This window comes from Amnibacterium flavum, from assembly GCF_003097495.1.
GTDB lineage: Bacteria > Actinomycetota > Actinomycetes > Actinomycetales > Microbacteriaceae > Naasia > Naasia flava.
Genome location: NZ_QEOP01000002.1, coordinates 356,260 through 379,448, shown reverse-complemented (window position 1 = coordinate 379,448; position 23,189 = coordinate 356,260). Strand labels below are relative to the sequence as shown.

At 69.1% G+C, this 23,189-nt stretch carries 27 protein-coding genes and 2 tRNA genes; 18 read left to right on the top strand and 11 right to left on the bottom strand.

Annotation, left to right across the window (positions count from 1 at the left end; all coding sequences use genetic code 11):
* Positions 1 to 156 precede the first annotated feature (156 nt).
* Positions 157 to 1,815, top strand: a complete 1,659-nt coding sequence (locus DDQ50_RS09445; RefSeq protein WP_116756490.1) for an FAD-binding dehydrogenase — start codon at positions 157 to 159, stop codon at positions 1,813 to 1,815.
* Here DDQ50_RS09445 and DDQ50_RS09440 read toward each other — a convergent pair.
* Positions 1,812 to 2,507 (bottom strand): DUF8185 domain-containing protein, encoded by a 696-nt coding sequence (locus tag DDQ50_RS09440; RefSeq protein ID WP_116757383.1) that lies wholly within the window; start codon positions 2,505 to 2,507, stop codon positions 1,812 to 1,814. The genes DDQ50_RS09445 and DDQ50_RS09440 overlap by 4 nt on opposite strands.
* A 72-nt stretch (positions 2,508 to 2,579) precedes the next feature.
* On the opposite strand from DDQ50_RS09440, the gene DDQ50_RS09435 reads away from it, so the two are divergent.
* Together DDQ50_RS09435 and DDQ50_RS09430 are read left to right on the top strand one after the other, a co-directional pair.
* Complete coding sequence (locus DDQ50_RS09435; protein ID WP_116756489.1) at positions 2,580 to 3,446, top strand: acyl-CoA thioesterase; 867 nt, start codon at positions 2,580 to 2,582, stop codon at positions 3,444 to 3,446.
* 74 nt (positions 3,447 to 3,520) lie between these two features.
* Positions 3,521 to 3,643 (top strand): 50S ribosomal protein L36, encoded by a 123-nt coding sequence (locus DDQ50_RS09430; RefSeq protein ID WP_116756488.1) that lies wholly within the window; start codon positions 3,521 to 3,523, stop codon positions 3,641 to 3,643.
* Between the two features lie 84 nt (positions 3,644 to 3,727).
* On the opposite strand, the gene DDQ50_RS09425 is transcribed toward DDQ50_RS09430, so the two are convergent.
* The 6 genes from DDQ50_RS09425 to msrA all read right to left on the bottom strand — a co-directional run bounded on the left by DDQ50_RS09425 (position 3,728) and on the right by msrA (position 8,117).
* Entirely contained in the window at positions 3,728 to 4,192 is a 465-nt protein-coding gene (locus DDQ50_RS09425) for an acyl-CoA thioesterase (protein ID WP_116756487.1), read from the bottom strand.
* A 90-nt stretch (positions 4,193 to 4,282) separates the two neighbouring features.
* Positions 4,283 to 5,965, bottom strand: a complete 1,683-nt coding sequence (gene ettA, locus DDQ50_RS09420) for an energy-dependent translational throttle protein EttA (RefSeq protein ID WP_116756486.1) — start codon at positions 5,963 to 5,965, stop codon at positions 4,283 to 4,285.
* 63 nt (positions 5,966 to 6,028) lie between these two features.
* Positions 6,029 to 6,571, bottom strand: coding sequence for a DUF6993 domain-containing protein (locus DDQ50_RS09415; protein ID WP_240614328.1), 543 nt, complete (start codon positions 6,569 to 6,571; stop codon positions 6,029 to 6,031).
* Positions 6,572 to 6,659: 88 nt separating this feature from the next.
* On the bottom strand, positions 6,660 to 7,121 hold the full coding sequence (locus tag DDQ50_RS09410; protein ID WP_116756485.1) for a single-stranded DNA-binding protein: 462 nt from the start codon (positions 7,119 to 7,121) through the stop codon (positions 6,660 to 6,662).
* A gap of 194 nt (positions 7,122 to 7,315) precedes the next feature.
* Positions 7,316 to 7,522, bottom strand: a complete 207-nt coding sequence (locus DDQ50_RS09405) for a hypothetical protein (RefSeq protein WP_116756484.1) — start codon at positions 7,520 to 7,522, stop codon at positions 7,316 to 7,318.
* Between the two features lie 67 nt (positions 7,523 to 7,589).
* Positions 7,590 to 8,117: a peptide-methionine (S)-S-oxide reductase MsrA gene (gene msrA / locus DDQ50_RS09400; RefSeq protein WP_116756483.1), complete on the bottom strand. Its 528-nt coding sequence runs from the start codon at positions 8,115 to 8,117 to the stop codon at positions 7,590 to 7,592.
* Positions 8,118 to 8,308: 191 nt separating this feature from the next.
* On the opposite strand from msrA, the gene DDQ50_RS09395 reads away from it, so the two are divergent.
* The 6 genes from DDQ50_RS09395 (at position 8,309) to DDQ50_RS09370 (ending at position 13,359) form a co-directional block, all read left to right on the top strand.
* Entirely contained in the window at positions 8,309 to 9,244 is a 936-nt protein-coding gene (locus DDQ50_RS09395; protein WP_116756482.1) for an EamA family transporter, read from the top strand.
* Positions 9,245 to 9,350: 106 nt separating this feature from the next.
* Positions 9,351 to 9,617: a hypothetical protein gene (locus DDQ50_RS09390; protein WP_240614327.1), complete on the top strand. Its 267-nt coding sequence runs from the start codon at positions 9,351 to 9,353 to the stop codon at positions 9,615 to 9,617.
* Between the two features lie 33 nt (positions 9,618 to 9,650).
* Positions 9,651 to 10,529 (top strand): hypothetical protein, encoded by an 879-nt coding sequence (locus DDQ50_RS09385; protein WP_133245952.1) that lies wholly within the window; start codon positions 9,651 to 9,653, stop codon positions 10,527 to 10,529.
* Between the two features lie 75 nt (positions 10,530 to 10,604).
* Complete coding sequence (locus tag DDQ50_RS09380; protein ID WP_165829765.1) at positions 10,605 to 11,039, top strand: MarR family winged helix-turn-helix transcriptional regulator; 435 nt, start codon at positions 10,605 to 10,607, stop codon at positions 11,037 to 11,039.
* Positions 11,036 to 12,280, top strand: coding sequence for an MFS transporter (locus DDQ50_RS09375; protein ID WP_116756479.1), 1,245 nt, complete (start codon positions 11,036 to 11,038; stop codon positions 12,278 to 12,280). The genes DDQ50_RS09380 and DDQ50_RS09375 overlap by 4 nt, the downstream gene beginning before the upstream one ends.
* A gap of 83 nt (positions 12,281 to 12,363) precedes the next feature.
* Positions 12,364 to 13,359, top strand: coding sequence for an epimerase (locus tag DDQ50_RS09370; protein WP_116756478.1), 996 nt, complete (start codon positions 12,364 to 12,366; stop codon positions 13,357 to 13,359).
* Here DDQ50_RS09370 and DDQ50_RS09365 read toward each other — a convergent pair.
* Entirely contained in the window at positions 13,349 to 14,320 is a 972-nt protein-coding gene (locus DDQ50_RS09365) for a cation diffusion facilitator family transporter (RefSeq protein ID WP_116756477.1), read from the bottom strand. The two genes, DDQ50_RS09370 and DDQ50_RS09365, sit on opposite strands and share 11 nt — an antisense overlap.
* Positions 14,321 to 14,360: 40 nt before the next feature.
* A complete protein-coding gene (gene mgrA / locus DDQ50_RS09360) occupies positions 14,361 to 15,389 on the bottom strand; it encodes an L-glyceraldehyde 3-phosphate reductase (RefSeq protein WP_116756476.1) in 1,029 nt (342 codons plus the stop codon).
* A 103-nt stretch (positions 15,390 to 15,492) separates the two neighbouring features.
* Here mgrA and DDQ50_RS09355 point away from each other — a divergent pair, with 103 nt between their 5' ends.
* The 5 genes from DDQ50_RS09355 to DDQ50_RS09335 all read left to right on the top strand — a co-directional run bounded on the left by DDQ50_RS09355 (position 15,493) and on the right by DDQ50_RS09335 (position 20,024).
* Positions 15,493 to 16,725: a sensor histidine kinase gene (locus tag DDQ50_RS09355; RefSeq protein WP_116756475.1), complete on the top strand. Its 1,233-nt coding sequence runs from the start codon at positions 15,493 to 15,495 to the stop codon at positions 16,723 to 16,725.
* On the top strand, positions 16,718 to 17,425 hold the full coding sequence (locus DDQ50_RS09350; RefSeq protein WP_276308392.1) for a response regulator transcription factor: 708 nt from the start codon (positions 16,718 to 16,720) through the stop codon (positions 17,423 to 17,425). The genes DDQ50_RS09355 and DDQ50_RS09350 overlap by 8 nt, the downstream gene beginning before the upstream one ends.
* 79 nt (positions 17,426 to 17,504) lie before the next feature.
* Complete coding sequence (locus DDQ50_RS09345) at positions 17,505 to 18,296, top strand: ABC transporter ATP-binding protein (RefSeq protein WP_116756474.1); 792 nt, start codon at positions 17,505 to 17,507, stop codon at positions 18,294 to 18,296.
* On the top strand, positions 18,293 to 19,684 hold the full coding sequence (locus DDQ50_RS09340) for an ABC transporter permease (RefSeq protein ID WP_116756473.1): 1,392 nt from the start codon (positions 18,293 to 18,295) through the stop codon (positions 19,682 to 19,684). Before DDQ50_RS09345 ends, DDQ50_RS09340 begins: the two co-directional genes overlap by 4 nt.
* Before the next feature lie 267 nt (positions 19,685 to 19,951).
* A tRNA-Arg gene (locus DDQ50_RS09335) sits at positions 19,952 to 20,024 on the top strand.
* A 119-nt stretch (positions 20,025 to 20,143) separates the two neighbouring features.
* Here DDQ50_RS09335 and DDQ50_RS17660 read toward each other — a convergent pair.
* Positions 20,144 to 20,359 carry an SCO4848 family membrane protein gene (locus tag DDQ50_RS17660; protein ID WP_240614326.1) on the bottom strand — a complete coding sequence of 72 codons (216 nt, stop codon included), beginning with the start codon at positions 20,357 to 20,359 and terminating at the stop codon, positions 20,144 to 20,146.
* A 103-nt stretch (positions 20,360 to 20,462) separates the two neighbouring features.
* On the opposite strand from DDQ50_RS17660, the gene orn reads away from it, so the two are divergent.
* From orn to DDQ50_RS09310, 4 genes are all read left to right on the top strand, one after another.
* Complete coding sequence (gene orn, locus DDQ50_RS09325) at positions 20,463 to 21,083, top strand: oligoribonuclease (protein WP_116756472.1); 621 nt, start codon at positions 20,463 to 20,465, stop codon at positions 21,081 to 21,083.
* Positions 21,084 to 21,128: 45 nt separating this feature from the next.
* A tRNA-His gene (locus DDQ50_RS09320) sits at positions 21,129 to 21,204 on the top strand.
* Between the two features lie 11 nt (positions 21,205 to 21,215).
* Positions 21,216 to 21,557 carry a metallopeptidase family protein gene (locus DDQ50_RS09315; RefSeq protein WP_165829764.1) on the top strand — a complete coding sequence of 114 codons (342 nt, stop codon included), beginning with the start codon at positions 21,216 to 21,218 and terminating at the stop codon, positions 21,555 to 21,557.
* 21 nt (positions 21,558 to 21,578) lie between these two features.
* Positions 21,579 to 22,802 carry a benzoate/H(+) symporter BenE family transporter gene (locus tag DDQ50_RS09310; RefSeq protein ID WP_116756470.1) on the top strand — a complete coding sequence of 408 codons (1,224 nt, stop codon included), beginning with the start codon at positions 21,579 to 21,581 and terminating at the stop codon, positions 22,800 to 22,802.
* A gap of 36 nt (positions 22,803 to 22,838) precedes the next feature.
* Here the strand turns inward: DDQ50_RS09310 and DDQ50_RS09305 are convergent, their stop codons facing one another.
* A complete protein-coding gene (locus tag DDQ50_RS09305) occupies positions 22,839 to 23,120 on the bottom strand; it encodes a hypothetical protein (RefSeq protein ID WP_116756469.1) in 282 nt (93 codons plus the stop codon).
* Positions 23,121 to 23,189: the final 69 nt, after the last annotated feature.

The following is a 23,189-nucleotide window of genomic DNA, read 5'->3' as shown; positions in this document are numbered from 1 at the left end:
TGATCGGGGTCGGATGAGGAGGGCGCGCGCTGAAATCCTGGCGTATGCGAGGGATTCTCAGCAAGAGTCGAACTCCTCCGGCGCGTCCCTTCGCCGTCGCCTGCGAATGGCAGTGCCAGAGTCCGGGCAATAGGGTGTGCGTGACGAGGAGGTCGGATGGTCGCGCACGGTTCGGAGTTCGATGCGATCGTGGTCGGCGCAGGTCTTGCGGGACTGGTCGCCGCGGCGGAGCTGATCGAGGCCGGCAGACGCGTCGCGATCGTCGATCAGGAGCCCGAGGGGGCTCTCGGCGGACAAGCCTGGTGGTCGTTCGGCGGACTGTTCCTCATCGACTCCCCCGAGCAGCGTCGGATGGGCGTTAAGGACTCGCTGGAGCTCGCCCGGCAGGACTGGTTCGCCTCCGCCGCCTTCGACCGTCCCGAGGATCACTGGGCGAAGCTGTGGGCCGACGCCTACCTCGACTTCGCCGCCGGCGAGAAGCGCGCCTGGCTGCACGCCATGGGGGTGCGGTGGTTCCCTGTCGTCGGCTGGGCGGAACGCGGCGGCCAGACCGCCACGGCGCACGGCAACTCGGTTCCGCGCTTCCACATCACCTGGGGCACGGGCCCCGGGATCGTCGAACCATTCGCGCGCCGGGTCATGACGGGGGTGGCCACCGGGCGGGCGACCCTCCTGTTCCGCCACCGTGTCGACGACCTGGTCGTGACGGACGGTCGTGTCGTCGGCGTCCGCGGAGCACTCCTCGTGCCCAGCAGCGTCGAACGCGGAGCATCCAGCGAGCGGGAGACCTCCGGCGAGTTCGAATTGAGCGCGGGAGCCGTGATCGTCACCACCGGCGGTATCGGCGGCGACCACGATCTCGTCCGCGGATCCTGGCCGCACCGGTTGGGCTCCCCGCCGCACGAACTGCTCTCCGGCGTTCCCGCATCGGTCGACGGGCGCGGTCTCGCGATCGCCGAGAGGGCCGGTGCCCACCTCATCAACGGCGACCGGATGTGGCACTACGTCGAGGGCATCCGCAACCACTCCCCCGTGTGGCCGATGCACGGCATCCGCATCCTGCCCGGCCCGTCATCGCTCTGGCTGGACCCGACCGGCCACCGCCTTCCGGCGCCGCTGTTCCCCGGGTTCGACACCCTCGCAACCCTCGAGCACCTGACCCGCGCCGGACACAGCCACAGCTGGTTCGTCCTCACCCAGCGCATCGCGGAGAAGGAGTTCGCACTCTCCGGCAGTGAGCAGAACCCCGACCTCACCGGCAAGGATCTGCGACTGCTCGCCAAACGCATCGGCAAGGGCGCCCCCGCTCCCGTCCAGGCGTTCATCGACCGCGGCGAGGACTTCGTCACCGCCACGACGCTCGACGAACTCCTCGACCGCATGCAGGGCCTCTCCCCCGACCACATCATCGATCGGGAGCAGGTCACGCTCGAAGTGCTCGCCCGCGACCGCGAGATGGCCAACCCGTTCACGAAGGACGCGCAGATCACGGCTCTCCGCGGCGCTCGCAAGTACCGCGGCGACAAGCTGATCCGGGTCGCGGCTCCGCACCGCCTGCTCGATCCCGCCGCGGGGCCGCTCATCGCGGTGAAGCTGCACATCCTCACGCGGAAGAGCCTCGGCGGCATCCAGACCGACCTCTCGGGTCGGGCGTTGGCCGCCGACGGGCAGGTGGTACCCGGCCTCTTCGCAGCCGGCGAGGTGGCCGGTTTCGGCGGTGGCGGCATTCACGGCTACCGCTCGCTCGAGGGCACATTCCTCGGCGGGTGCCTCTTCAGCGGCCGGGTCGCGGGTCGCGCGGCGGCGCGGGTCTAACCGAGCAGGGACCAGGACCGGCGTCGGACGAGGACGTGCCCGCGCCTCGATGACACGCGCGACCACGGGCCGGACTCGTAGACCGGGATCACCTCATCGGGTTCGCCGACGAAACCGAGGCTGAGGGCGGCGAACGCGGCGCCGGCCGGCAGGTGCTCGACCGTCTCGATCGGCCGACCCCACACTTCGGAGCGGACGCGGTGCACGATCTGCTCGCCCGTGCCGGACGGGATCGTCGCGGCGACCTCGTCGATGCCCGCTCGCGCCGCACGATCCAGCACGGCTCCGGAGGTCTCGTCGACCTTCTTCCAGCCGCCCCGAGGGGGCGAGATGCCCGCCCAGGTGACCGTGCTGACCTCGATGGGCAGCGAAACCGTGACAGGGCCGCCCGGCTCTTCGCCGGCCTGGCTCGCCGTCGACTCCAGCCGCTTCAGACGCTCGATCAGAGACCGCACCGGAACGACCGCGTCGAACGACTCGTCGCGGCCGGCGAGCGCGATCGTACGGAGGCCGAGCACCGTCGGGCTCTCGTCGAGCAGGCCCGACGGATACAGGATCGCCGTGTAGGCGGCGAGCACACCGGAGCCGGCGATCAGACGGACGGAACCGTCCTCCACGCGACCCGCCCGACCGAGATAGGTGGCGAGGTCGCCCAGCGACTGGGAATCGAGAAGAGAGAATGAGCGATTCATCTGCATCCCTAAACTACTTGAGAGCCGACGCTGTTCCGTGACCGATGGGCGCTCGGCGGGGAAGGATGTCTCGTGCTCGATCCCGTCTCATCGCTGCTCGCCGCCGTCGACCTGACCGACACCGGTGCTCGCACCAACGAGGACATCTTCACCGGCACCACGGAGTGGAGTCCGCGCGGCCGGCTGTTCGGCGGCCAGGTGCTGGCCCAGTCGATCACGGCCGCGATGCGCACCGTCGACGACGACCGCATCGTCCATTCGATGCACGGGTACTTCCTCCGCCCCGGTGCCATCGACGTGCCGATCACCTTCGCGGTCGACCGCATCCACGACGGCCGATCGTTCTCCACGCGTCGCACCCAGGCGTACCAGGACGGCCAGCCCATCCTGTCGATGATCGCGTCGTTCCAGGTGTCCGACGACGGGCTCGATCACCAGATCGAGATGCCTTCGGTCCCGCAGCCCGAGGACCTGCCCAGCGCAGCGGACGTGCTCGGCGGCATCGATCATCCAGTCGCGCAGTTCTGGGCCACCCGCCGCGCTTTCGACATGCGCCACGCTCCGTCACCGGTGTACCTGCAGGTTGAGGGCGAGCAGGTCGCCCACCAGGCCGTCTGGTTCAAGGCGCTGCAGCCGATGCCCGACGACCCCAACCTGCACCGCGCCGCCCTCGCCTACGCGAGCGATTACACGATCCTCGAATCGATCCTGCGCCGCCACGGCGTCGCGTGGGTGACCCCGGGACTGAAGATGGCCTCCCTCGATCACGCCATGTGGTGGCACCGGTTCGCGCGCGTCGACGACTGGTTGCTGTACGTGCAGGAATCGCCCAGCGCCAGCGGCGGCCGAGGGCTGTCGATGGGGCGCATCTACGACCGCGAAGGCCGCCTCATCGCGAGCGTGGCACAGGAGGGAATGGTGCGGGTCCCCGCACCCTGAAACCCGACTCCTGTCGTCGAGGCGCGGGAATTGAGAACGAGTCTCAACGGTTGTATCGGGTGGAGGAACAAGCCATGAAGGTACGCAATTCGATCAGCTCGCTCAAGAACATCCCCGGTTCCCAGGTGGTGCGCCGTCGCGGACGCGTGTTCGTGATCAACAAGCGCGACCCCCGTGTGAAGGCACGCCAGGGTTGACCTGAGACAGACTCGCGAGGAGGGCTCCGCACCGGAAGGCGCGGGCCCTCCTCTTCCGTTCCCGTCGGACGAGACGGACGCGGGTCAGCGGCGGGTGAACTCGATCGGCGCCTCGACGTAGGGCTCCCAGGCTGCGCGCTGGGCGTCGCTGATCCGCTCGGGGCGCCCCGTCGTGGTGTCGACCATGACGAGCGTCGTCGCCGCCCTGCTGTACAGCACCCGCGGCTCGACCCCGTCGGGCGAATAGATCTCGTAGCAGAGCTTGAGGCTCGCTCCCCCGAGGTGTCCGATCCACAGCTCGACCACGAGCGGCGACCTCGTGTACGGGATCGGGAGGAGGTACTCGACCTCCTGCCGGGCGATGAGGGTCATGTACCTCGCGCCCGGGCGACCGTCGAGAACCGCCGTCGTCTCACCCGAACCGTCGTCGCTCGTCCAGAAGGCCTCGATGCGAGCCTCTTCGAGGATGCGCAGCAGCTCGGCGTTGTTGACGTGCTGGTAGGCGTCGAAGTCGGACCAGCGCAGCTTGATGGGGACGTGAAGTCTCATGACGGTTGCTCGTTTCTCGTCGTGCGCGCACGTTCCGGCTGACGGGGCCGGCCGCAACGTGCGCGCGGCGCCGGAACGCCCAAATCAGGCCTAGTCGCGGGTGAGTTTGCGGTAGGTCATGCGGCTCGGCTTGGCCGCGTCGGGGCCGAGTCGCTCGATCTTGTTCTCCTCGTAGGAGGCGAAGTTGCCCTCGAACCAGTACCAGTTGGCCGGGTCCTCTGGCGTGCCCTCGTAGGCGAGGATGTGCGTCGCGATCCGGTCGAGGAACCATCGGTCGTGGGTGATGACCACAGCGCAGCCGGGGTACTCGAGAAGCGCGTTCTCGAGGCTTCCGAGGGTCTCGACGTCGAGGTCGTTGGTGGGCTCGTCGAGGAGCAGGAGGTTGCCGCCCTGCTTGAGTGTGAGCGCCAGGTTGAGACGGTTCCGCTCACCACCCGAGAGCACGCCGGCCTTCTTCTGCTGGTCGGGGCCCTTGAACCCGAACTGCGAGACGTAGGCGCGGGACGGGATCTCGGTCTTGCCGACCTGGATGTAGTCCAGCCCGTCGGAGACGACCTCCCACAGGTTCTTGTTGGGATCGATGCCGCCGCGGCTCTGGTCGACGTAGGAGATGTCGACCGTCTCGCCGATCTTCAGGTCGCCCGAGTCGAGAGGCTCGAGGCCGACGATCGTCTTGAACAGCGTGGTCTTTCCGACGCCGTTGGGGCCGATGACGCCGACGATGCCGTTGCGCGGCAGCGTGAAGCTGAGGTTCTCGATCAGCACCCGCTCGCCGAAGCCCTTGTGCAGCTTCTTCGCGTCGATGACCTGGGCGCCGAGGCGCGGGCCGACGGGGATGATGATCTCGTCGAAGTCGAGCACCCTCGTCTTCTCGGCCTCGGATGCCATCTCCTCGTAGCGGGACAGGCGCGCCTTCGACTTGGCCTGACGACCCTTCGCGTTGCTGCGAACCCACTCGAGTTCGGTGCTGAGACGCTTGGCGAGCTTGGCGTCCTTCTTGCCCTGCACCTCGAGTCGGGCGCGCTTCTTCTCGAGGTAGGTGGAGTAGTTGCCCTCGTACGGGTAGAGGTGTCCGCGATCGACCTCGGCGATCCACTCGGCCACGTTGTCGAGGAAGTACCGGTCGTGGGTCACGGCGAGCACAGCACCGGGGTACTTCGAGAGGAACTGCTCGAGCCACAGCACGCTCTCGGCGTCGAGGTGGTTCGTGGGCTCGTCGAGGAGCAGGAGGTCGGGCTTCTGCAGGAGAAGCTTGGTCAGCGCGACACGGCGCTTCTCACCGCCGGACAGGTTGGTGACCGGCGAATCGCCAGGAGGTGTGCGAAGGGCGTCCATGGCCTGCTCGAGCTGGGAATCGAGGTCCCAGGCGTCGGCCGCATCGATGGCCTCCTGCAGGACACCCATCTCGGCGAGCAGCGCGTCGAAGTCGGCGTCGGGGTCTGCCATCGCGGCGGAGATCTCGTTGAACCGGTCGATCTTGCCCTTGATCTCGCCGACGCCCTCTTGGACGTTCTCGAGCACGGTCTTCGACTCGTCGAGCTGCGGCTCCTGCATCAGGATTCCGACCGTGTAGCCGGGGCTGAGCCGCGCCTCGCCGTTGCTGGGGGTGTCGAGGCCCGCCATGATGCGCAGGATCGTGGACTTGCCGGCGCCATTGGGGCCGACCACCCCGATCTTCGCGCCGGGGAGGAAGGACATGGTCACGTCGTCGAGGATGAGCTTGTCGCCGACCGCCTTGCGGGCGCGCACCATCGAGTAAATGTATTCGGCCATTCGGCAATCCTATTCAGCGCGGCTGGGTGCAGCCGACGTTCTGCGCCGGCCGACCGCGCGAGGTCACCAGTCGATGGGGCGTGTGTCGCCGATCAGGCAGCGGCCGGTGCTGAGCAGTCCGCGCGCCGTCGATACGTAACCGGTCACCGCGCCGTGCTGACCGATGAGGCAGCCGTCGTCGAACCGCACCGAGAACTGGATGCTGTCGGCCTCGAGGTCGACGGCGGTGCGGTCGGGGGTGACCTCCATGCGGGCCTTGTCGAAACCGGCCGCGACGAGCGAATCGATGAAGTCCCGCCCGCCTGCCGCGGCGTTCTGCGCGATCAGACGGTTGTTGACGAAATCGAAGTAGGCGAGGTTGGCCAGCGCGCCCGCGGCGGGGTCGAGCACCGGATCGGGGGTGGGAGTCGCCGAGGGAGTCGGGACGGGCGCCTGCGTCGAGGCCGTCGGCTCGGGCGTGGGCGCCGACGTGCACCCCGCGAGAACGAGCGCCGCGGACGCGAGCAGAGTGATCCCGCCGAGCCGGCGGAGGCGCCGTGATCGACCCGCTCGAGGTGCGCGCCCCGGTGCGTCGACCGACTCGTCCGCAGTGCGCCCGACAACCATGCTGAACTCCCCCGAAGGCCACCCGCTGCGGCCACTGCATTCTAAGCAGAGCCGTACCGGCGTCTCGGCCTGCCGCAGTGCCGGCGGGTCAGAACGGAAGGTCGGCGGACTCGTCGAGGGGGACGTGCCATTCGGCCTCAGCGCCGCTGCTGGGCGACGCATCGAGGGAGACGGACGCCGCGGCCGATCTCGATGCGGTCCCGGTGAAGGTCGACGATCCCCGCCGCAGATCGTGACCGATGCCGTCGGCCTGCAGGGTCGGATCGACGCGGTTCGCTCCGCTGTCGTCCTTCCAGGTGCGGAGGTCGAGCCGGCCGGTGACGATGACCGGCTGCCCTTTCCGGACCGAGCGCTCGACATTGTCCGCGAGCGCCCGCCACGCGTTGACGGTGTACCAGTTGGGGTCGGACTCGATCCAGGTCTTGGTCTCCTCATCGAAGCGGCTGTCCCTGGAGGCCAGACGGAAGGTGACGAGCGCGGGAGCTTCCCCCCGCTCGATCCGCTTGGGGACCGTGGCCACTCGGCCAACGACGGTGATGTGATCGGACATGTCTGCTCCTCGGCTGGTCGGGCGATGGGTGCAGGTCCGGAGCCGGGTGTCACGTGCCGGGTGCTGTCGCGGCTCCGGACCAGCTCGCCCAGTCTCCGATCACGCTGGCGGCCGCAGACGGCGAGAAGCCCGGGTCGTGCAGAGCACGAGCCCGGGCCGGGTCTGTGGAGGAGACGAACCTCCTGCCGTGCCGCCTAGTGCGCCTCGAACGTGACATCACCGTCGCTACGCGTCGAGATCGCCCGCTTGGCGACCTCGAGACTCTCGTAGACGCCGTGATAGGTCTCGCGACCCAGCGAGTTCACACTGAAGCCCGCGTCGGTCTCGTGGATCGAGGCGGTTGCGCCGTTCGGTCCGAAGGCGACCCATGTCTTGCGGATCGAGGTCTCTGTCTGCGTCATGTCCAGCTCCAATCGAGTACGACGGGCGGCGCTGACACACGGGGACGACGCCGTCCTCGGCAGGAGACTACGCCGCCTTGATGTACTCCGCGTAGCTCTTTCGGACCTTGTTCACCTTCGGCACAGCAACCGCGAGGCAGTACCCCTGGTTCGGATTCTTGGCGAAGAAGTCCTGGTGGTACTCCTCGGCCGCGAAGTACTCGCCGAGGGGCGCGATCTGGGTGACGACGGTTCCGTCCCACATGTCCGCCGCTCTCGCCGCCGCCGCCTCGAACAGAACCTTCTGCTCGTCGTCGGTGTAGAACATGGCCGACCGGTACTGGGTGCCGACGTCGGCTCCCTGACGGTTGAGCTGACGCGGGTCGTGCAGGGTGAAGAACACGTCGAGGATGACCTCGCGGGGGATCACGTCGGGGTCGAACGTCACCGCGACCGCCTCGGCGTGTCCGGTGCTGCCGGTGCAGACCAGTTCGTAGGACGGGTCGGGGACGGCGCCGCCGGTGTAGCCCGAGACGACATCGGCCACGCCGTCGAGGTCGCGGTACACGGCGTCGAGACACCAGAAGCAGCCACCGGCGAGAACGAATGTCTCCATGCGAGATCTCCTTGTTGACATGGCCCCGAAGGGGCGAGTTGTTGACATGGCCCCGAAGGGGCGAGGGAGTCGAGCGGGCACGATTTCCGTCGACATCTATTCGAACGCATGGTGCGACGACCGCATTCCTTCGCGATGGATAGCATCGACGGGTGATCGACGCGTTCCCCGCCGCCGGCCGGCGCTGACGCGTGGGCTACCTCTACGCCCTCATCTCGGCAGCGATGTTCGGCGCGAACGGCAGCGTCGTCAAGCTCATCATCGAGGCGGGCCTCTCCCCCGCCCAGGTGACCTTCTTCCGCTCGCTCGGCGGCGCGGTCCTCTGCGGGCTCGTACTGCTCTTCACCGACCGCCGCTCGTTCCGGCCCGGCTTGCGTACCCTGGCGGTGCTCGCGGCACTCGGTCTCGTCGGGGTGGCGGGCGTGCAGTTCTTCTACGCCCAGGCGATCGGCAGACTCCCGGTGGGGATCGCACTCCTCATCGAGTACCTCGGCGTTCCACTCGTCGCGGTCATCGCGCTCGTCGTGTTCCGGGAGCCGATCAAGGCACGACTGTGGGTGGGGATCGCGTTGATGCTCGGCGGCCTCGCCGTCGTCGCGCAGGTATGGGACTCCACCCTCGAGCCCCTCGGGGTCGTGCTGGCCGGACTGGCCGCGCTCGGTCTCGCCGCGTACTTCCTCATCGGCGAGCGCGGTGTGCGGACGGCGACCCCGATGGCCGTGGGGTTCTGGTCGATGGCCACCGCCACCGTCTTCTGGACGATCTTCGGCGGGTGGTGGCAGATCGACCCGGCGGTGTTCACCTCGACATCGGAGGTGGGAGCCGGCGCACTCGAGGTCCCCTTCCTCGGGCTGCTCGCCTTCGCCCTGATCTTCGGCACCTTCCTCCCGTTCGTCATCGGCTATCTGGCCCTGAAGCACCTCGGGGCCACTCGGGGCGGGGTGCTCGCCTCGTCGGAGGTGGTCTTCGCGTTCGCCGCCGCCTGGCTGTTCCTCGGGGAGTCCCTCGACCTCACCCAGATCCTGGGCGCCCTGATCGTCGTCGTGGGCATCGTCCTCGCGCAAACGGCACGTCGTGGGGCGGTGGTCGATCCCGACCTCGTCATCGTGAGCGCGCCCCGCGACTGACGGACACGCATTCCTGTCGGCTTCGAACATGCGTTCGAAGCGATGTCGGAGGGTGTCCGTAGCGTCGGCGTCACCGGAACCCCGGAGACCCGAGAAGGAGACCCCGATGTCGCTCGCAACCCCCCTCAAGCCCACCAGCGGCCCCGCCGTGTCCGGCCGCCTCGCCGCGGGCCTCTCGTTCGTCCAGCTCAACAACGGACTCTGGCGCATCACCCGGGCCGACGGCTCCGTGCTCGGCTACATCGACGCCCCCGTCGACGTCGCCGGGGCCCGGTTCTCGGCGAAGAGGCTCCGCTCCGACCGTCGCTCCTTCTTCATGATGGGCGATTTCCGCAGTTTCGACGAAGCTCTCGAGTGCCTGCGATTCTCCTGACCAGGCGCGGAAGCCGCGGGTATAGTCCGAGCCATGTTGTGGTGGAACGATTTCGTGGACTGGTTCTATTCGAGCGCCGGTGAGCGCATCACGTTGGGCGTGATCCTGCCGTTCGTCGCCATCGTCGTCGCCGGCATCGTCGCGGCCCTCATCGCCCGCGGCGGCATCAAGCGCCTCCTCCGCAGCCGCGACCGCGAATTGAAGGCGGCGGCCGTCGCCGGCCTCGTCGACGCCGCTCGCCAGGCCTCCAACTGGAACTCCCTGACCCCTCACGAGCAGGCGCTCGCCGACCGCGCAGCCTCGGCCGCCGACGTCCAGCTGCGGCTCCTGCCCGTGCCCGGCGCACCCGTCGCCGCCAACTGGGCCGGTCACGAGATCCGACAGTTCAAGCGTGCCTCCGCCACCTACTCGGTCCAGTTCGACGGCCCCCTCGCCGAGTTCCGCGACCGTCTGATCGACTGGCAGATGCACCCGCGCAAGTCCCGCCGTATCTTCGAGAGCGACCTCGACCGCTGGAGGACCGAGACCAGCCGCGAGGAGCGCGAGCTTCAGGAGCAGCAGGACGCCTGGGTCGCCCAGCAGCATGCGCAGAAGTTCTCCACGGGCACCGAGGCCGTCAGCACCGTCTCGACCCAGGCCTCATCCGCACCCGTCGCAGCCCCGGTCGCAGCACCCGCGACACCGGCGCCGGCGCCGGCGGCAGCACAGGCCGCTCCCCCGGCTCCGGTGACGACTCCCTCGCCGGCTGCAGCTCCGGCTACCCCCCTCGCACGCCCGTCCGTTCCGCTCACCGCCGACTCCCGAGCGGATCTCGACGAGCCCGGCTCCGTCGAGGCGCCCACCGACGAGAACTACGCCCCGCCGGTCTCCGCCACCACCGTGCGTCAGCGCACGGAGGCGCCCGTCGAGTAGCTCGGATTCCGCTGAGAGCGAGAGCGGACGTCCGACGTATAGCCGAGCTATATAGCTCGGCTATACTTGTCTCCCGTGAACGAGACACGAGCAACCCTTGAATCCCTGATCGTCTCGGCCCACCGGCTCACGCGTGTCGCAGCGCAGAGCACCGGCGACCAGACCTCCCCCGCTGTATGGCGAACCCTCGCCATCCTCGAGAACGACGGCCCCATGCGGCTCGGCGAGCTGGCGCTCGCGAGCCGGGTCGCCCAGCCCACCATGAGCAAGATGGTTCAGAACCTCGTCGCCGACGAGTGGGTGCGCCGCATCGCCGACGTCGACGACTCGCGATCCTGGCTCATCGCACCATCGCCGAAAGGCCAGCGGGCCCTCGCGGCCTGGCGCGAAACCGTCGCGACGGCAGCTGCTCCCCTGTTCGACGGACTCGACGCATCCGAGTGGGCGACCCTCGCGTCCGCCGCCGCGATCCTGCGCGAGCGCCTGGTCGGCAACCGGGTCGCCGCATGAGCGCCGGCGGAAGCAACGGCACGTCCGAGACTCGCAGCCTGCTGCACCAACCGCGCCAGGTGTGGGCGGTCGCGTTCGCCTGCGTCGTGGCCTTCATGGGCATCGGCCTCGTCGACCCCATCCTCCCGAGCATCGCCGCGGACCTCGACGCCACACCGACCGAGGCAGAGCTGCTCTTCACGAGCTACCTGCTGATCACCGGGCTCGCCATGCTCGTGACCAGCTGGATCTCCTCTCGCATCGGCGCCAAGCGCACCCTTCTGATCGGTCTCGCCCTGATCGTCGTCTTCGCGCTGCTAGCGGCGCTGAGCGGCAACGTCGAACTCGTGATCGGCTTCCGCGCGGGATGGGGACTCGGCAACGCCCTCTTCATCTCCACTGCCCTCGCGACGATCGTCGGCGCCGCCTCGGGCGGAACGAGCTCGGCGATCATCCTTTACGAGGCGGCGCTCGGGCTCGGCATCGCGATCGGCCCGCTGCTCGGAGGCCTGCTCGGAAGCATCAGCTGGCGAGGACCGTTCTTCGGCACGGCCGTCCTGATGGCGGTCGGCTTCGTCGCAATCCTGACCCTGCTGCGCGGGGAAGGCTCCGCGCCCCGGGTCAAGATCCCGTTCTCGGCACCCTTCACGGCGCTGAGGCAGCCGGCACTCGCGGCCCTGGCCGGCGCGGCGTTCCTCTACAACGTGGGCTTCTTCATCCTCCTCGCCTACACGCCGTTCCCGCTCGGGTTCGATGCGATCGGCATCGGCCTCACCTTCTTCGGTTGGGGCCTCGGCCTGGCCGTGACCTCGGTGTGGGTGGCTCCGCTGCTGACGCGTCGTCTCCCGCGCACGACGGTCATCGCTCTGGCACTCCCGCTGCTCGCGCTCGATCTCGCCTTCGCCGGGTTCGCGATCTCGACACCTGCCGCACTCGTGGTGGCCGTCGTGATCGGCGGGCTGGTCCTGGGGGTCCTCAACACGGTCCTGACCGAGAGCGTCATGGAGGCGACCGACCTTCCGCGTGCCGTGGCGTCGTCGTCGTACTCCGCCGTGCGCTTCATCGGAGGTGCTGTCGCTCCCCCGCTCGCAACCGTGCTCGCCGACACGATCGCCCCGTCGACGCCGTACTTCGTGGCCGCGGTCGCCGTGCTCGCTGCCGCTCTCGTCGTCGTCCTGGCCCGAGGCGCCCTGGCCCGGGTCAACGGGGGTGTCGAAACGCCGCAGGTCGAGGCGCAGGCGATCGCTTTGGGCGACGCGTGAGCTGAGAGGGCATCCCACCCATAGGCTCGGGAGTGGTCGCGGATCCGCGCCCGCTTCCGAGCACTGGGTCTGTGGAGGACGAAATGGCCGAGAGGATCGTCCTGGCCGGGGCTTCCGGATTCATCGGGAGTTACCTCGCCGACGCGTTCCGAGCCGAGGGAGCCGAGGTCGTCTTCATCGGCCGATCCGGCGCTGATGCGTCCTGGGGCGACACCGCCCGGATCACCGAGCTCCTCGACGGCAGCGCCCTGCTCATCAACATGGCGGGCAAGAGCGTCGACTGCCGGTACACCGAGGCCAACCGAGCCGAGATCATCCGCTCGAGGACTGCGACCACCACCGAGCTCGCCCGGGCCCTGCGCGATTGCGCCGCGCCTCCCCCGCTCTGGGTCAACGCGTCGACGGCGACGATCTACCGTCACGCCGAGGACCGCCCCATGACGGACGAGACAGGCGAGATCGGCACCGGCTTCTCCGTCGAGGTGGCCAAGGCCTGGGAGGCGGCACTGTTCGCCGAGCCGCTGCCCGCTACCCGCCGCGTCGCCCTGCGGATGGCGATCGTCCTCGGAGACGGCAGCGCGCTCGCACCCCTGATCCGTCTGGCGCAGTTCGGGCTCGGCGGCGCCCAGCTCGACGGGCACTGGCCGATCAGTGCCGCACGTCGGCGGGCCGGCACGGGCCACGCCTTCCGTGCCCGCGGCGGACGCCAGCGGTTCAGCTGGATCCACATCGCCGATGTGCTGGGCGTCATCCGATTCCTGCGCGACCGCCCCGATCTCGACGGCACCATCAACGCCTCGTCGCCGAACCCGGTCGACAGCCGGACCCTCATGGCGGCCCTCCGCCGCGTGCTCGGCATGCCGATCGGCATCCCCACACCGCGCTGGGTCCTCGAGATCGGCGCCTTCGCCATCCGCACCGAGACGGAGCTGATCCTCAAGAGTCGATGGGTTGTGCCGACACGGCTGCAGGAGGCCGGGTACCGGTTCGCCTACCCGGAGATCGAGCCCGCGCTGCGACAGATCGTCGAGGATCGTCGGGCCGCCCGGAAGCGCGCGAAAGCCGCACTCACGGACTGAGCGGTTCCGCTCCCGGCGTCGACAGGGTGAGAACAGCTCGCACCACGCGCGGGCTGGACTCGATCAGCCCCTCGAGCTCCGCGAGGTCGACGGCGAGCTCGCGCTCGCGCTCGTCTCCGACCAGATCGACCGCGGCCACGAGGTACACCCGCCCCGGGCCGACGTACTCGATGTGCAGATAGCTGACGCTCGCGACCGCGGGGCTGTCGAGCAGCCGCTCGAGCGCCGCCGTCCTGACCCTGTGGTCGACAGCCTCGCCGACGAGGAAGCGGCGGTTCCGCTGGATGAGCACGATCGCGACGACGCCGAGCAGGAGGCCGACGAGGATCGAGCCGACCGCGTCGGGGATCGGCGAGCCGGTCAGCTGATGCGCGAGGATCCCGCCGAACGCGATGAGCAGCCCGATCAGCGCTGCGGCGTCCTCGAAGAAGACGGCGCGGACCGTCGGGTCCGAGGTGTTGAGCACGTAGTCGAACAGGTCGGTGTCGGAGGTGTCGGCCGCCGACCGGACCTGTCTCAGCGCCTGCAGGAAGGAGATCCCCTCCAGTACGAACGCGATGCCGAGGACGACGTAGTTGAGGGTGAAGTCCTCCGCGGGCTCGGCGGCGAAGAGCTCCTGCACCCCGTGCATGATCGACACCACGGCGCCCACGGTGAACAGGCCGAACGCCGCGAACAGCGACCAGACGTAGACGTCGCGCCCGTACCCCAACGGGTGGCGCATGTCCGCCGCCCGGTTCGAGCGCCGGTTGGCGATGAAGAGGAAGATCTCGTTGCCGGTGTCGGCCCATGAGTGCGCGGACTCGGCCACCATCGACGCCGACCCGCTGATGGCGGCCGCGAAAGTCTTCGCGATCGCCACGAGCGCGTTCGCCGCCAGCGCGATCAGCACCGTGACGTTCGACTCGGAGCCGGATGCCTCCGTGTCGAGGCGCGAGCGGCGCGAGGCCGTCGCCCTCATCGCCGCCTCGTCCGCCCTGCCGTCGTCGCGCGGTCGGAGATCAGACCACCGCGCTCGAGCCGGCCCAGAGGTTGATGTCCATATCGGTGGCGTGCTCGTCGATCGCCGCCAGCTCGTCGGCCGAGAACTCGAGCTTCGAAGCGGCGGCGAGGTTGGTCTCGAGCTGCCGCACCGACGAGGCGCCGATGAGCGCCGAGGTGACCCGCTCGTCGCGGAGGACCCAGGAGATGGCCAGCTGGGCGAGGCTCTGGCCTCGGCTCTCGGCGATGTCGGTCAGCGCGCGGATCGCGGCGATCGTGTCGTCGTTCACCATGCCCTGCTTCATCGACCCGTCGCGCGCGGCGCGGGATCCCTCGGGGATGCCGTTCAGGTACCGGTCCGTCAGCAGCCCCTGCGCGAGCGGGGAGAAGGCGATCGCCCCGACCCCCAGTTCGCCGAGGGTGTCGAGGAGGCCGTCCTCGACCCAGCGGTTGAACATCGAGTACGAGGGCTGGTGGATGAGGAGCGGCGTGCCAAGATCGGCGAGGATCTCGGCCGCGCGGCGGGTGCGCTCGGGGCCGTAGGACGAGATGCCGGCGTAGAGCGCACGGCCCGACTGCACGGCCGTGTGGAGCGCCCCCATCGTCTCCTCGAGCGGGGTGTCGGGGTCGGCCCGGTGGGAGTAGAAGATGTCGACGTAGTCGAGGCCCATGCGTTCGAGCGACTGGTCGAGGCTCGCGAGCAGGTACTTGCGGGATCCGAAGTTGCCGTAGGGACCGGGCCACATGTCGTAGCCCGCCTTGGTCGAGATGACCAGCTCGTCGCGGAACGGACGGAAGTCGCGACGGAGGTGCTCGCCGAATCCGGTCTCGGCGCTGCCGTAGGGCGGCCCGTAGTTGTTGGCGAGGTCGAAGTGGGTCACCCCGAGGTCGAAGGCCCGGCGGAGGATCGACCGCTGAGTCTCGAACGCGACATCGTCGCCGAAGTTCTGCCAGAGCCCGAGCGAGACCGCTGGCAGCACGAGCCCGCTCCTCCCCGTGCGTCGGTAGGCGAGCTTCTCGTAGCGGTCATCGGCAGGCGCGTAGGTCACGTGTCCATCTTGGCACTCCACCGCGGGGGCGCCCCGGTGGCGTCGTCCGTTCTCATCCCTCCGGGCGATCCGAGTGCCGGTCGGCTCCGGTTAGAGTCCGATCGTGAGTGCTCCCCTGCCGATCAGCCAACGCCTGTACTTCTGGCTGAACGCGCACCCGCGCGGCGTCGACATCGCGATCATGCTGGCCGTCCTGCTGGTGACCGTCACGCCGTACGCGCTCCACGCCGCCTTCTCCGCCGGATCGGACACGCCCCAGGCCGCTCTGCTGGTCGCGTTGTGTCTCGCGCTCGTGGTCCCCCTCGCATGGAGGCGCTCTCACCCCGTCGGGGCAGCGGCGGCCATTCTCCTGCCCTGCCTCGTGCAGGTGACCTTCGGCATCGAGCTGCTGGCTGGACAGTTCGCCGTCCTCGTGATCATCTCCGCCCTCGCCGCATACGGGCCGGTCTGGGCGTCCCGAGCCGGTCTCGCCCTGGGGGTCGTCGGGATCGCCCTCGTCGCGTTCCGCTACACCGTCGTGCCCGATGTGGCGACGAGTTTCGCCCCGGCGGTCATCACGCTGATCGGCGGATGGGCTGTAGTCGGCGTCGCCTGGCTGCTCGGCGATGTCACCCGGTCCCGCCGCTCCGAACGGGATGCGCTCGCCGACCGGGCGGAGCGTCTCATCCGTGAGCGGCAGCGCGATCGGGAACTGGCAGCTGCGGACGAGCGGGCCCACATCGCCCGCGAGATGCACGACATCGTCGCCCATTCGCTGTCCATCATCGTGACGCAGGCCGACGGAGCCAGGTACGCGGCTCCCCCGAACGCCGGACCGGTGATCCCGGCGCTGGAGGCGATCGCCGAGACGGCCCGCACCTCGCTGTCGGACATGCGACGACTGCTGGGGGTGCTGCACAGCGACGAACCGACGCCGACCGCCCCGTCGCCGGGGATCGCTGACATCGAGCAGCTCATCGCATCCGTGCGGGCGTCCGGCCTCCCCGTGCGCTACCGCTCCGACGGCGATGACAGCCGCCCGGCGATCGCGCAGGGCGCCGAGCTCGTCGTCTTCCGGATGGTCCAGGAGTCGCTCACGAACGTGCTCAAACACGCCGGATCCGACGCGCACGCCGAGGTGGACATCGACTGGGGCGACGACGCCGTCGAGATCACGGTCCGGGACACCGGTCGCGGACTGGCGGGCGGTCAGGAGAACGGATCCGGAAACGGTCTGCACGGGATGCGTGAACGCCTCGCCCTGTACGACGGGGCGCTGACGGTCGATTCCCCGCAGGATGGAGGGGTGACCCTGCATGCGCGCCTTCCCTACGCCTCGGCGGTGACCGGTGCCTGAGCAGCTCGAATCAGCAGCACCCATCCGGGTCGCGGTGGTCGACGACCAGGCGCTCGTACGCGGCGGCCTGGTGATGCTGCTCGAGTCGCAGCCCGACATGACGGTGACCGTCCAGGCAGCCGATGGACGGGAGGCGCTCGATCGCCTCGCCCGATCCGAGGTCGACGTGGTCCTCATGGATGTGCGAATGCCCGTGGTCGATGGACTCGAGGCGACCAGGCGCCTGCTCGCGGGCGACCCGACCATCCCCCGGGTGATCATGCTGACGACATTCGATCTCGACGAGTACGTGGTCGCCGCGATCCGGGCGGGTGCGAGCGGGTTCCTGCTGAAGGACTCACGGCCGGAGCAGCTGCTCGACGCGGTGCGAACCGTTCACCGCGGCGACGCCGTCATCGCGCCCGGTCTCACCCGGCGCCTGCTCGACCACGTGATGCCGCTGCTCGAGGCTCCGGCGGAGGTCGACTCGGCTGCCGCCGCGCGTCTCTCCGCGCTCACCGAGCGGGAGCACCAGGTGTTCCTCCTCATCGCCGCCGCCCGTTCGAACGCCGAGATCGCCGCCGACCTCTTCCTCTCCGAGGCCACCGTCAAGACGCACGTCGCGCACATCCTCACCAAGCTCGGCGCGCGGGACCGGGTGCAGGCCGTCGTGATGGCCTACGAGGCCGGGGTCGTAGGACCTGGTCATCCGAAAGGATGAGCCGGTGCCGGCGATGAGCCGCTGATCTCGTCCCCGGGACCGATTCGGCGACGTCGGGGGCTTCCGTAGCGTCGGAGACATGCCGAATCCACTGTCAGAACCGCTCCCTCCCCGCTCCGCGACTCCCGCCGCCTCCTCCCCTGCCGCGCAGGTCGTCGCCCTGACGAAGACCTTCGGCGATGGCGACAGCGCCGTCCATGCGCTCCGCGGAGTCGACCTCGCCATCCAGCGGGCGAGGATCACCGCCGTGATGGGCCAGTCCGGCTCAGGGAAGTCGACGCTCCTGCAGACGATGGCCGGCCTCGAGCCGCCGACGTCGGGCCGCGTGCTGCTCGGCGACCAGGAGATCACCGGCATGAACGACGAGACGCTCACCCGGCTGCGTCGCACCCGGATGGGCTTCGTGTTCCAGTCCTTCAACCTGCTGCCCGCGCTCGACGCGCTCGAGAACATCCGGCTCCCCTTCCTGCTCGCCGGAACCGGCGTCAGCGCCGACACGGAGGCGTGGATCGAGATCCTGCTCACCCGGCTCGGACTGGCCGATCGCGCACACCACCGGCCGCAGCAGCTGTCCGGCGGTCAGCAGCAGCGCGTCGCCATCGCGCGGGCCCTCGTCACGAGGCCCGATGTACTCTTCGCGGATGAGCCGACCGGGAGCCTCGACAGCGCGTCGAGCCGCGACGTGCTCGAGCTGCTCCGGGCCGCCTCCGGCGAGTGGGGGCAGACCATCGTGCTCGTCACCCACGACCCCGTCGCGGCGAGCGCCGCGGACCGCGTCGTGCGCATGTCCGACGGCGTCATCGTCGATGACTGGGCGGGCGGCTCAGCCGAGTCGATCGCGGAGCGCATGCTCGAAGCGGGTGCCCGATGAGGTCCTGGGCGCTGCGACAACTGAAGGAATCGGCCGGTCAGTATGCGGCGAGCGCGGCCGTCGTCGCGATCGTGTCCGCGTTCGCGGTGCTGCTGCTCGAGACGACGGAGGTCTTCAGCGCCGCCGTCGCGAGCGCCGGGCTCGATGCTGTCGACGCCGTGCGGATGGGACTCGGGACGGTCACGGTCGTCTTCCTCGGGATCGCCGTGGTCGTCGCCGTCCTCGTGATCTCCAACACGTTCTCGATGGTCTATGCGGGACGTGTCCGCGACATCGCCCTGCTGCGCCTCATCGGCGCCACCGGCAAGCAGGTGCGCCGCACCTCCCTGATCGACGGTGTCGCCGTCGGCCTGACAGGCGCGGTTCTCGGCATCGTCGCGGGGGTGCTGATCAGCCTGGCCGCGATCGCCGGGATCTCCGCCTCGACCGGCGCCGAGCTGTCGTTCATCTTCGTGCCGCAGCTGATCCTCGTCCCCCTCATCGGCTCGCTCGTGGCGACCGTCGCCGCGTCGTACGCCGGCTCGCGTGAGGTGTCCCGCGTGGCCCCCATCGAGGCGACCCGATCCAGTGCGGAGGGGCAGCGCCTGCCCGAGCGCGCGGCCCGCGGACGCAGCATCACGGGTGTCGTGCTCTTCATGGCCGGCCTCGGCCTGCTGGGGCTCGGGACCGTCGTCGGAATCGCCGCACCTGTCGGACTGCTGATCGCGTTCCCGGGCGGGGTGCTCTCGATCGCCGGGGTGATCATCGGCTCCCCGGTGCTGATCCCTCCCGTGGTCGCGCTGGTCGCCCGCCTCCTGCCGCGCTCCGCTGCGAACCGTCTCGCTGCGGCGAACCTGCTGCACGACCCGGTCAGGACCGCCCGGACGGTCATCTCGGTCGTCATCGGGGTCACTCTGCTGACGATGTTCACGGTGGCCGGGGAGATGTTCATCGCCGCAACCCGGGACTACCTCGGTCAGGGCGACGATGTCGCGTCGGTGATCGACGGGCTGCTCCAGGCCGTCTACGCGCTGACCTCGTTCTCGGTGATCGTCGCGGCGATCGGGCTGGGAAGCACGCTGTCGATGTCGGTCCTCCAACGTCGCCGGCAGATCGGCGTCCTCCGTGCGCTCGGTCTGACCACCCGGCAGACGCGCCGGATGCTGCTCGCCGAGAGCCTGCTCGTCACCGTCGTCGGCGTGATCGTCGGACTCGTGCTGGGGACCCTGTACGGATTCGTGGGAGCCAACTCGATCCTCGGTTCGCAGTACTTCGGACCTCCCCTTCTGCCGCCCGTGTTCCTGATCGTGCTGGTGGTCGGCGCTCTCGCCTTCGGGGCGCTCGCCTCCCTGGCACCGGGTCGTCGCGCGAGCGGCATCGCCCCGGCGGTCGCCCTCCGCGAGGCCTGACCCCGAGTTGCCCAGTTCGGGCAGTGCTGAAGCCCCCGCACTGCCCGAACTGCGCAACTCAGCGGAATCGGTAGAATCCACAACGCGCCCCGATAGCTCAATGGATAGAGCAACGGCCTTCTAATCCGTAGGTTGCAGTGGGCCCCCGGCGCACGCTTGCGCCGGGGATCGAGTCCTGCTCGAGGGTCGACGGGCGCAGCCCGGCGGGCCTCCTCCGAAGGCGGATTACGAAAGCCGACCCGAGCAAATCGGTAGAATCCACAACGCGCCCCGATAGCTCAATGGATAGAGCAACGGCCTTCTAATCCGTAGGTTGCAGGTTCGAGTCCTGCTCGGGGCACAGCGGGCTTCAGCCCGGTGGGCGCCGAGCAGATCGTGACGCTGTTCGCGCAGTGGGCCCCTGGCGCACGCTTGCGCCAGGGATCGAGTCCTGCTCGGGGCACAGCGGGCCCTGACGGCTCAGGTGACGAGCAGCACGATCCCGGTCGCGGCGCAGGCGGCCGCGATGAGGAGCGACACGCTGACGAGCACGACGTGCACGGCGAGGAATCGGGTGCCGCGCCCGTCGGCGCCGCGGGAGCGCGGATCCTTGGTCACGCGACGCAGGAACGGCGGCCAGACGATGAAGCTCCACACGGCGGAGACGAGAAGGATCACGGCGGCGAAAGTCGTCACAGGGCGAGCGTAGTCCGGCGCAGCTGACCTTCTCGGTCGCCTGTCTGTCCACAGGGCGCCGTGCTCGCAGGGCCGGGTCCGTGGTCGCCGGTAGACTGATCGGGTGGCTACCGGTGCTGAGAGACTCGTCTGGATCGACTGCGAGATGACGGGCCTCGACCTCGGTGTCGACGAGATCGTCGAGGTCGCGGTGGTCATCACCGACTACGACCTCATCCCCGTCGACCCGGGTTTCGACATCGTGATCAAGCCCGACGACTCGGCTCTCGCGAACATGAACGAGGTCGTCACGAACATGCACACCGATTCCGGATTGATCGATGAGATCCCTCATGGTGTGAGCCTCGCCGACGCCGAGTTCAAGGTGCTGGAGTACATCCAGCGGTTCGTCCCCAACGGCGGGCAGGCGCCGCTCGCCGGCAACACGATCGGCACCGACCGGGCGTTCCTGTCGAAGTACATGCCCCGTGTCGACGGCTACCTGCACTACCGCAGCGTCGACGTGTCGTCGATCAAGGAGCTGGCACGCCGCTGGTTCCCCCGCATCTACTTCAACGCCCCCGCCAAGGCGGGCGGTCACCGCGCCCTCGCCGACATCCTCGAGTCCATCCGCGAGCTCGACTACTACCGCAAGGCCGCCTTCGTCGCCCCTCCCGGGCCGTCGACGGAGCAGGTCCAGGCGGTCTCGGCGGCGGTTGTCGAAGAGTTCGCCTCTCGTCTGTAATAGAATCGTCAGGCGAACGCGCGGGGTGACCCTCGCGCGAGCATGGTGGGCGTAGCTCAGTTGGTAGAGCGCTGGCTTGTGGTGCCGGATGTCGCGGGTTCGAGTCCCGTCGTTCACCCCATGACTTATGAGATGACCACCGAGGCTTTCGAACGCCTCGTGGTCGACGAACTCGATGCCCTCCCCGATGACATGGTGGAGGGCCTCGAGAACGTCGTGTTCGTCGTCGAGGACCGCCCCGAGGACGGCTCCCTCGATCTCCTCGGCATCTACGACGGGGTCGCGCTGACGGAACGTGACAGATACGGGTTCGGCGAGATGCCCGACCGGATCGTCCTCTTCCGCGAGCCTCTGCTCGCGATCTGCGACGACGAAGAGGCACTCCGCGACGAAGTGCATGTCACGCTCGTCCACGAGATCGCCCACTACTACGGCATCGACGACGAGCGTCTCCACGAGCTCGGCTGGGCCTGAGTCGCCGCGCCCGAGGAGAACATCATCGTCCAGCCCATCGTCGCCGGGATCGTCGCCGCCCTGACCGGCTTCGCCAGTTCGTTCGCGATCGTCATCGCCGGTCTGCTCGGTGTCGGGGCGACGCCTGCCGAGGCCGCATCGGGGCTGTTGGCACTCTGCGTCCTGCAGGGCCTGCTCGCGATCGTGCTGTCGTGGACCAGCCGTCTGCCTCTGGCGTTCGCGTGGTCGACTCCCGGAGCCGCGCTGCTCGTCGCCGCGCAGGGCTCAACCTCGTCCTTCGGCGCGGCGGTCGGCGCGTTCCTCGTCTGCGGCATCCTGGTGATCCTCACCGGATTGTGGCCGGCGCTCGGTCGGGCCATGACGAGCATCCCGGCCCCGGTCTCCGGCGCAATGCTGGCCGGAATCCTCTTCCCGCTCTGCATCGCCCCCGTCACGGCGACGATCGAGGCACCGCTCTTCGCGATCCCGATCGTCCTCGTCTGGTTGATCCTGCAGAGACTCGCCCCGCGCTGGGCGGTGCCCGCCGCGATCGTCATCGCCATCGTCGGTGTGGCGGTGATGTCGGGCGGCTCACCGCTCGGGTCGTCGAACTGGGCTCCCGGACTGCACTTCGTCCTGCCCGTTCTCGACCCGCTCACCATCGTGAGTCTCGGAATCCCGCTCTACATCGTGACGATGGTCGGCCAGAACGTTCCCGGTTTCGCCGTGCTGGGCACGCTCGGATACACGAATCTGCCGACCCGGTCCATGCTCGTCGGCTCGGGCATCGCCACCACGCTCGCGGCGCCATTCGGCGGCCATTCCGTGAATCTCGCCGCACTCTCGGCGGCGATCACCGGCGGCCCCGACGCTCATCCCGACCCGGGACGCCGCTGGATAGCGACCCTCTCCGGCGGAGTGAGCTACCTCGCCCTCGGACTCGTCGCGGGGGCAGCTGGTGCGTTCATCGATCACGCGTCGCCGGTGCTCATCGTGGCCGTGGCGGGGCTCGCACTGATCGGCGCCTTCACGACAGGTGTCGTCTCGGCCTTCGCGGACCCCGAGCATCGCCTGGCCGCCGCGGTCACGTTCGTCGTCGTCGCGTCCGGGATCGCGGTCGCCGGGATCGGCAGCGCCTTCTGGGGACTGCTCGCGGGCCTCGGCGTCTACCTGCTCTTTCGTGCACGGAAGAAGGACGGGAACCCGCGAACCGCAGAGGATGGAAGCACAGCGGACGAAGAAGAGCCGCGCGAGCATCGGCGCTGACAGCGCCGGCCCGCACGGCTCCGCAGTGCCCGAAGGTCAGAGGTTGAGCGATTCCTGATCGTTGGGGTCGTCTCCGACGACCTGGTCGCTGTCGCGACGGTCGAAGCGGTACTCGACGTGCAGCTCGCCGTTGACATCGCGTGTCTCACCGGCGAGGTACCAGAACAGCGACTCGGCGCCGTCCATCGAGGCCAGCGAGCTGACCTCCTCGTCGTACTCGCCGTCGACGAGGACTCGAGTCTCGGTCGTGCCGGCGAGGGGTCCGTCGATGAACTCGGCGAGGTACTTGACGTTCGAAGGGGGCTGGGTGTCACTCATGGGTCCACGCTAGCGCCACGCCAGACCGAATGCTGGGGATCCACCCGCGTCCGCCCGTTACCCTGACGG

Coding starts and splice junctions, on each gene's coding strand:
- msrA (WP_116756483.1), bottom strand. CDS start 8,117: ATGGAGACATTCGTTCTCGCCGGTGGCTGCTTCTGGTGTCTCGACGCC.
- DDQ50_RS09340 (WP_116756473.1), top strand. CDS start 18,293: ATGAGGTCCTGGGCGCTGCGACAACTGAAGGAATCGGCCGGTCAGTAT.
- DDQ50_RS09440 (WP_116757383.1), bottom strand. CDS start 2,507: ATGAATCGCTCATTCTCTCTTCTCGATTCCCAGTCGCTGGGCGACCTC.
- DDQ50_RS09370 (WP_116756478.1), top strand. CDS start 12,364: ATGGCCGAGAGGATCGTCCTGGCCGGGGCTTCCGGATTCATCGGGAGT.
- DDQ50_RS09425 (WP_116756487.1), bottom strand. CDS start 4,192: ATGAGACTTCACGTCCCCATCAAGCTGCGCTGGTCCGACTTCGACGCC.
- DDQ50_RS09305 (WP_116756469.1), bottom strand. CDS start 23,120: ATGAGTGACACCCAGCCCCCTTCGAACGTCAAGTACCTCGCCGAGTTC.
- DDQ50_RS09385 (WP_133245952.1), top strand. CDS start 9,651: ATGTTGTGGTGGAACGATTTCGTGGACTGGTTCTATTCGAGCGCCGGT.
- DDQ50_RS09405 (WP_116756484.1), bottom strand. CDS start 7,522: ATGACGCAGACAGAGACCTCGATCCGCAAGACATGGGTCGCCTTCGGA.
- DDQ50_RS09410 (WP_116756485.1), bottom strand. CDS start 7,121: ATGTCCGATCACATCACCGTCGTTGGCCGAGTGGCCACGGTCCCCAAG.
- DDQ50_RS09345 (WP_116756474.1), top strand. CDS start 17,505: ATGCCGAATCCACTGTCAGAACCGCTCCCTCCCCGCTCCGCGACTCCC.
- DDQ50_RS09415 (WP_240614328.1), bottom strand. CDS start 6,571: ATGGTTGTCGGGCGCACTGCGGACGAGTCGGTCGACGCACCGGGGCGC.
- DDQ50_RS09445 (WP_116756490.1), top strand. CDS start 157: ATGGTCGCGCACGGTTCGGAGTTCGATGCGATCGTGGTCGGCGCAGGT.
- DDQ50_RS09365 (WP_116756477.1), bottom strand. CDS start 14,320: ATGAGGGCGACGGCCTCGCGCCGCTCGCGCCTCGACACGGAGGCATCC.
- DDQ50_RS09375 (WP_116756479.1), top strand. CDS start 11,036: ATGAGCGCCGGCGGAAGCAACGGCACGTCCGAGACTCGCAGCCTGCTG.
- ettA (WP_116756486.1), bottom strand. CDS start 5,965: ATGGCCGAATACATTTACTCGATGGTGCGCGCCCGCAAGGCGGTCGGC.
- DDQ50_RS09390 (WP_240614327.1), top strand. CDS start 9,351: ATGTCGCTCGCAACCCCCCTCAAGCCCACCAGCGGCCCCGCCGTGTCC.
- DDQ50_RS09315 (WP_165829764.1), top strand. CDS start 21,216: ATGACCACCGAGGCTTTCGAACGCCTCGTGGTCGACGAACTCGATGCC.
- DDQ50_RS09430 (WP_116756488.1), top strand. CDS start 3,521: ATGAAGGTACGCAATTCGATCAGCTCGCTCAAGAACATCCCCGGTTCC.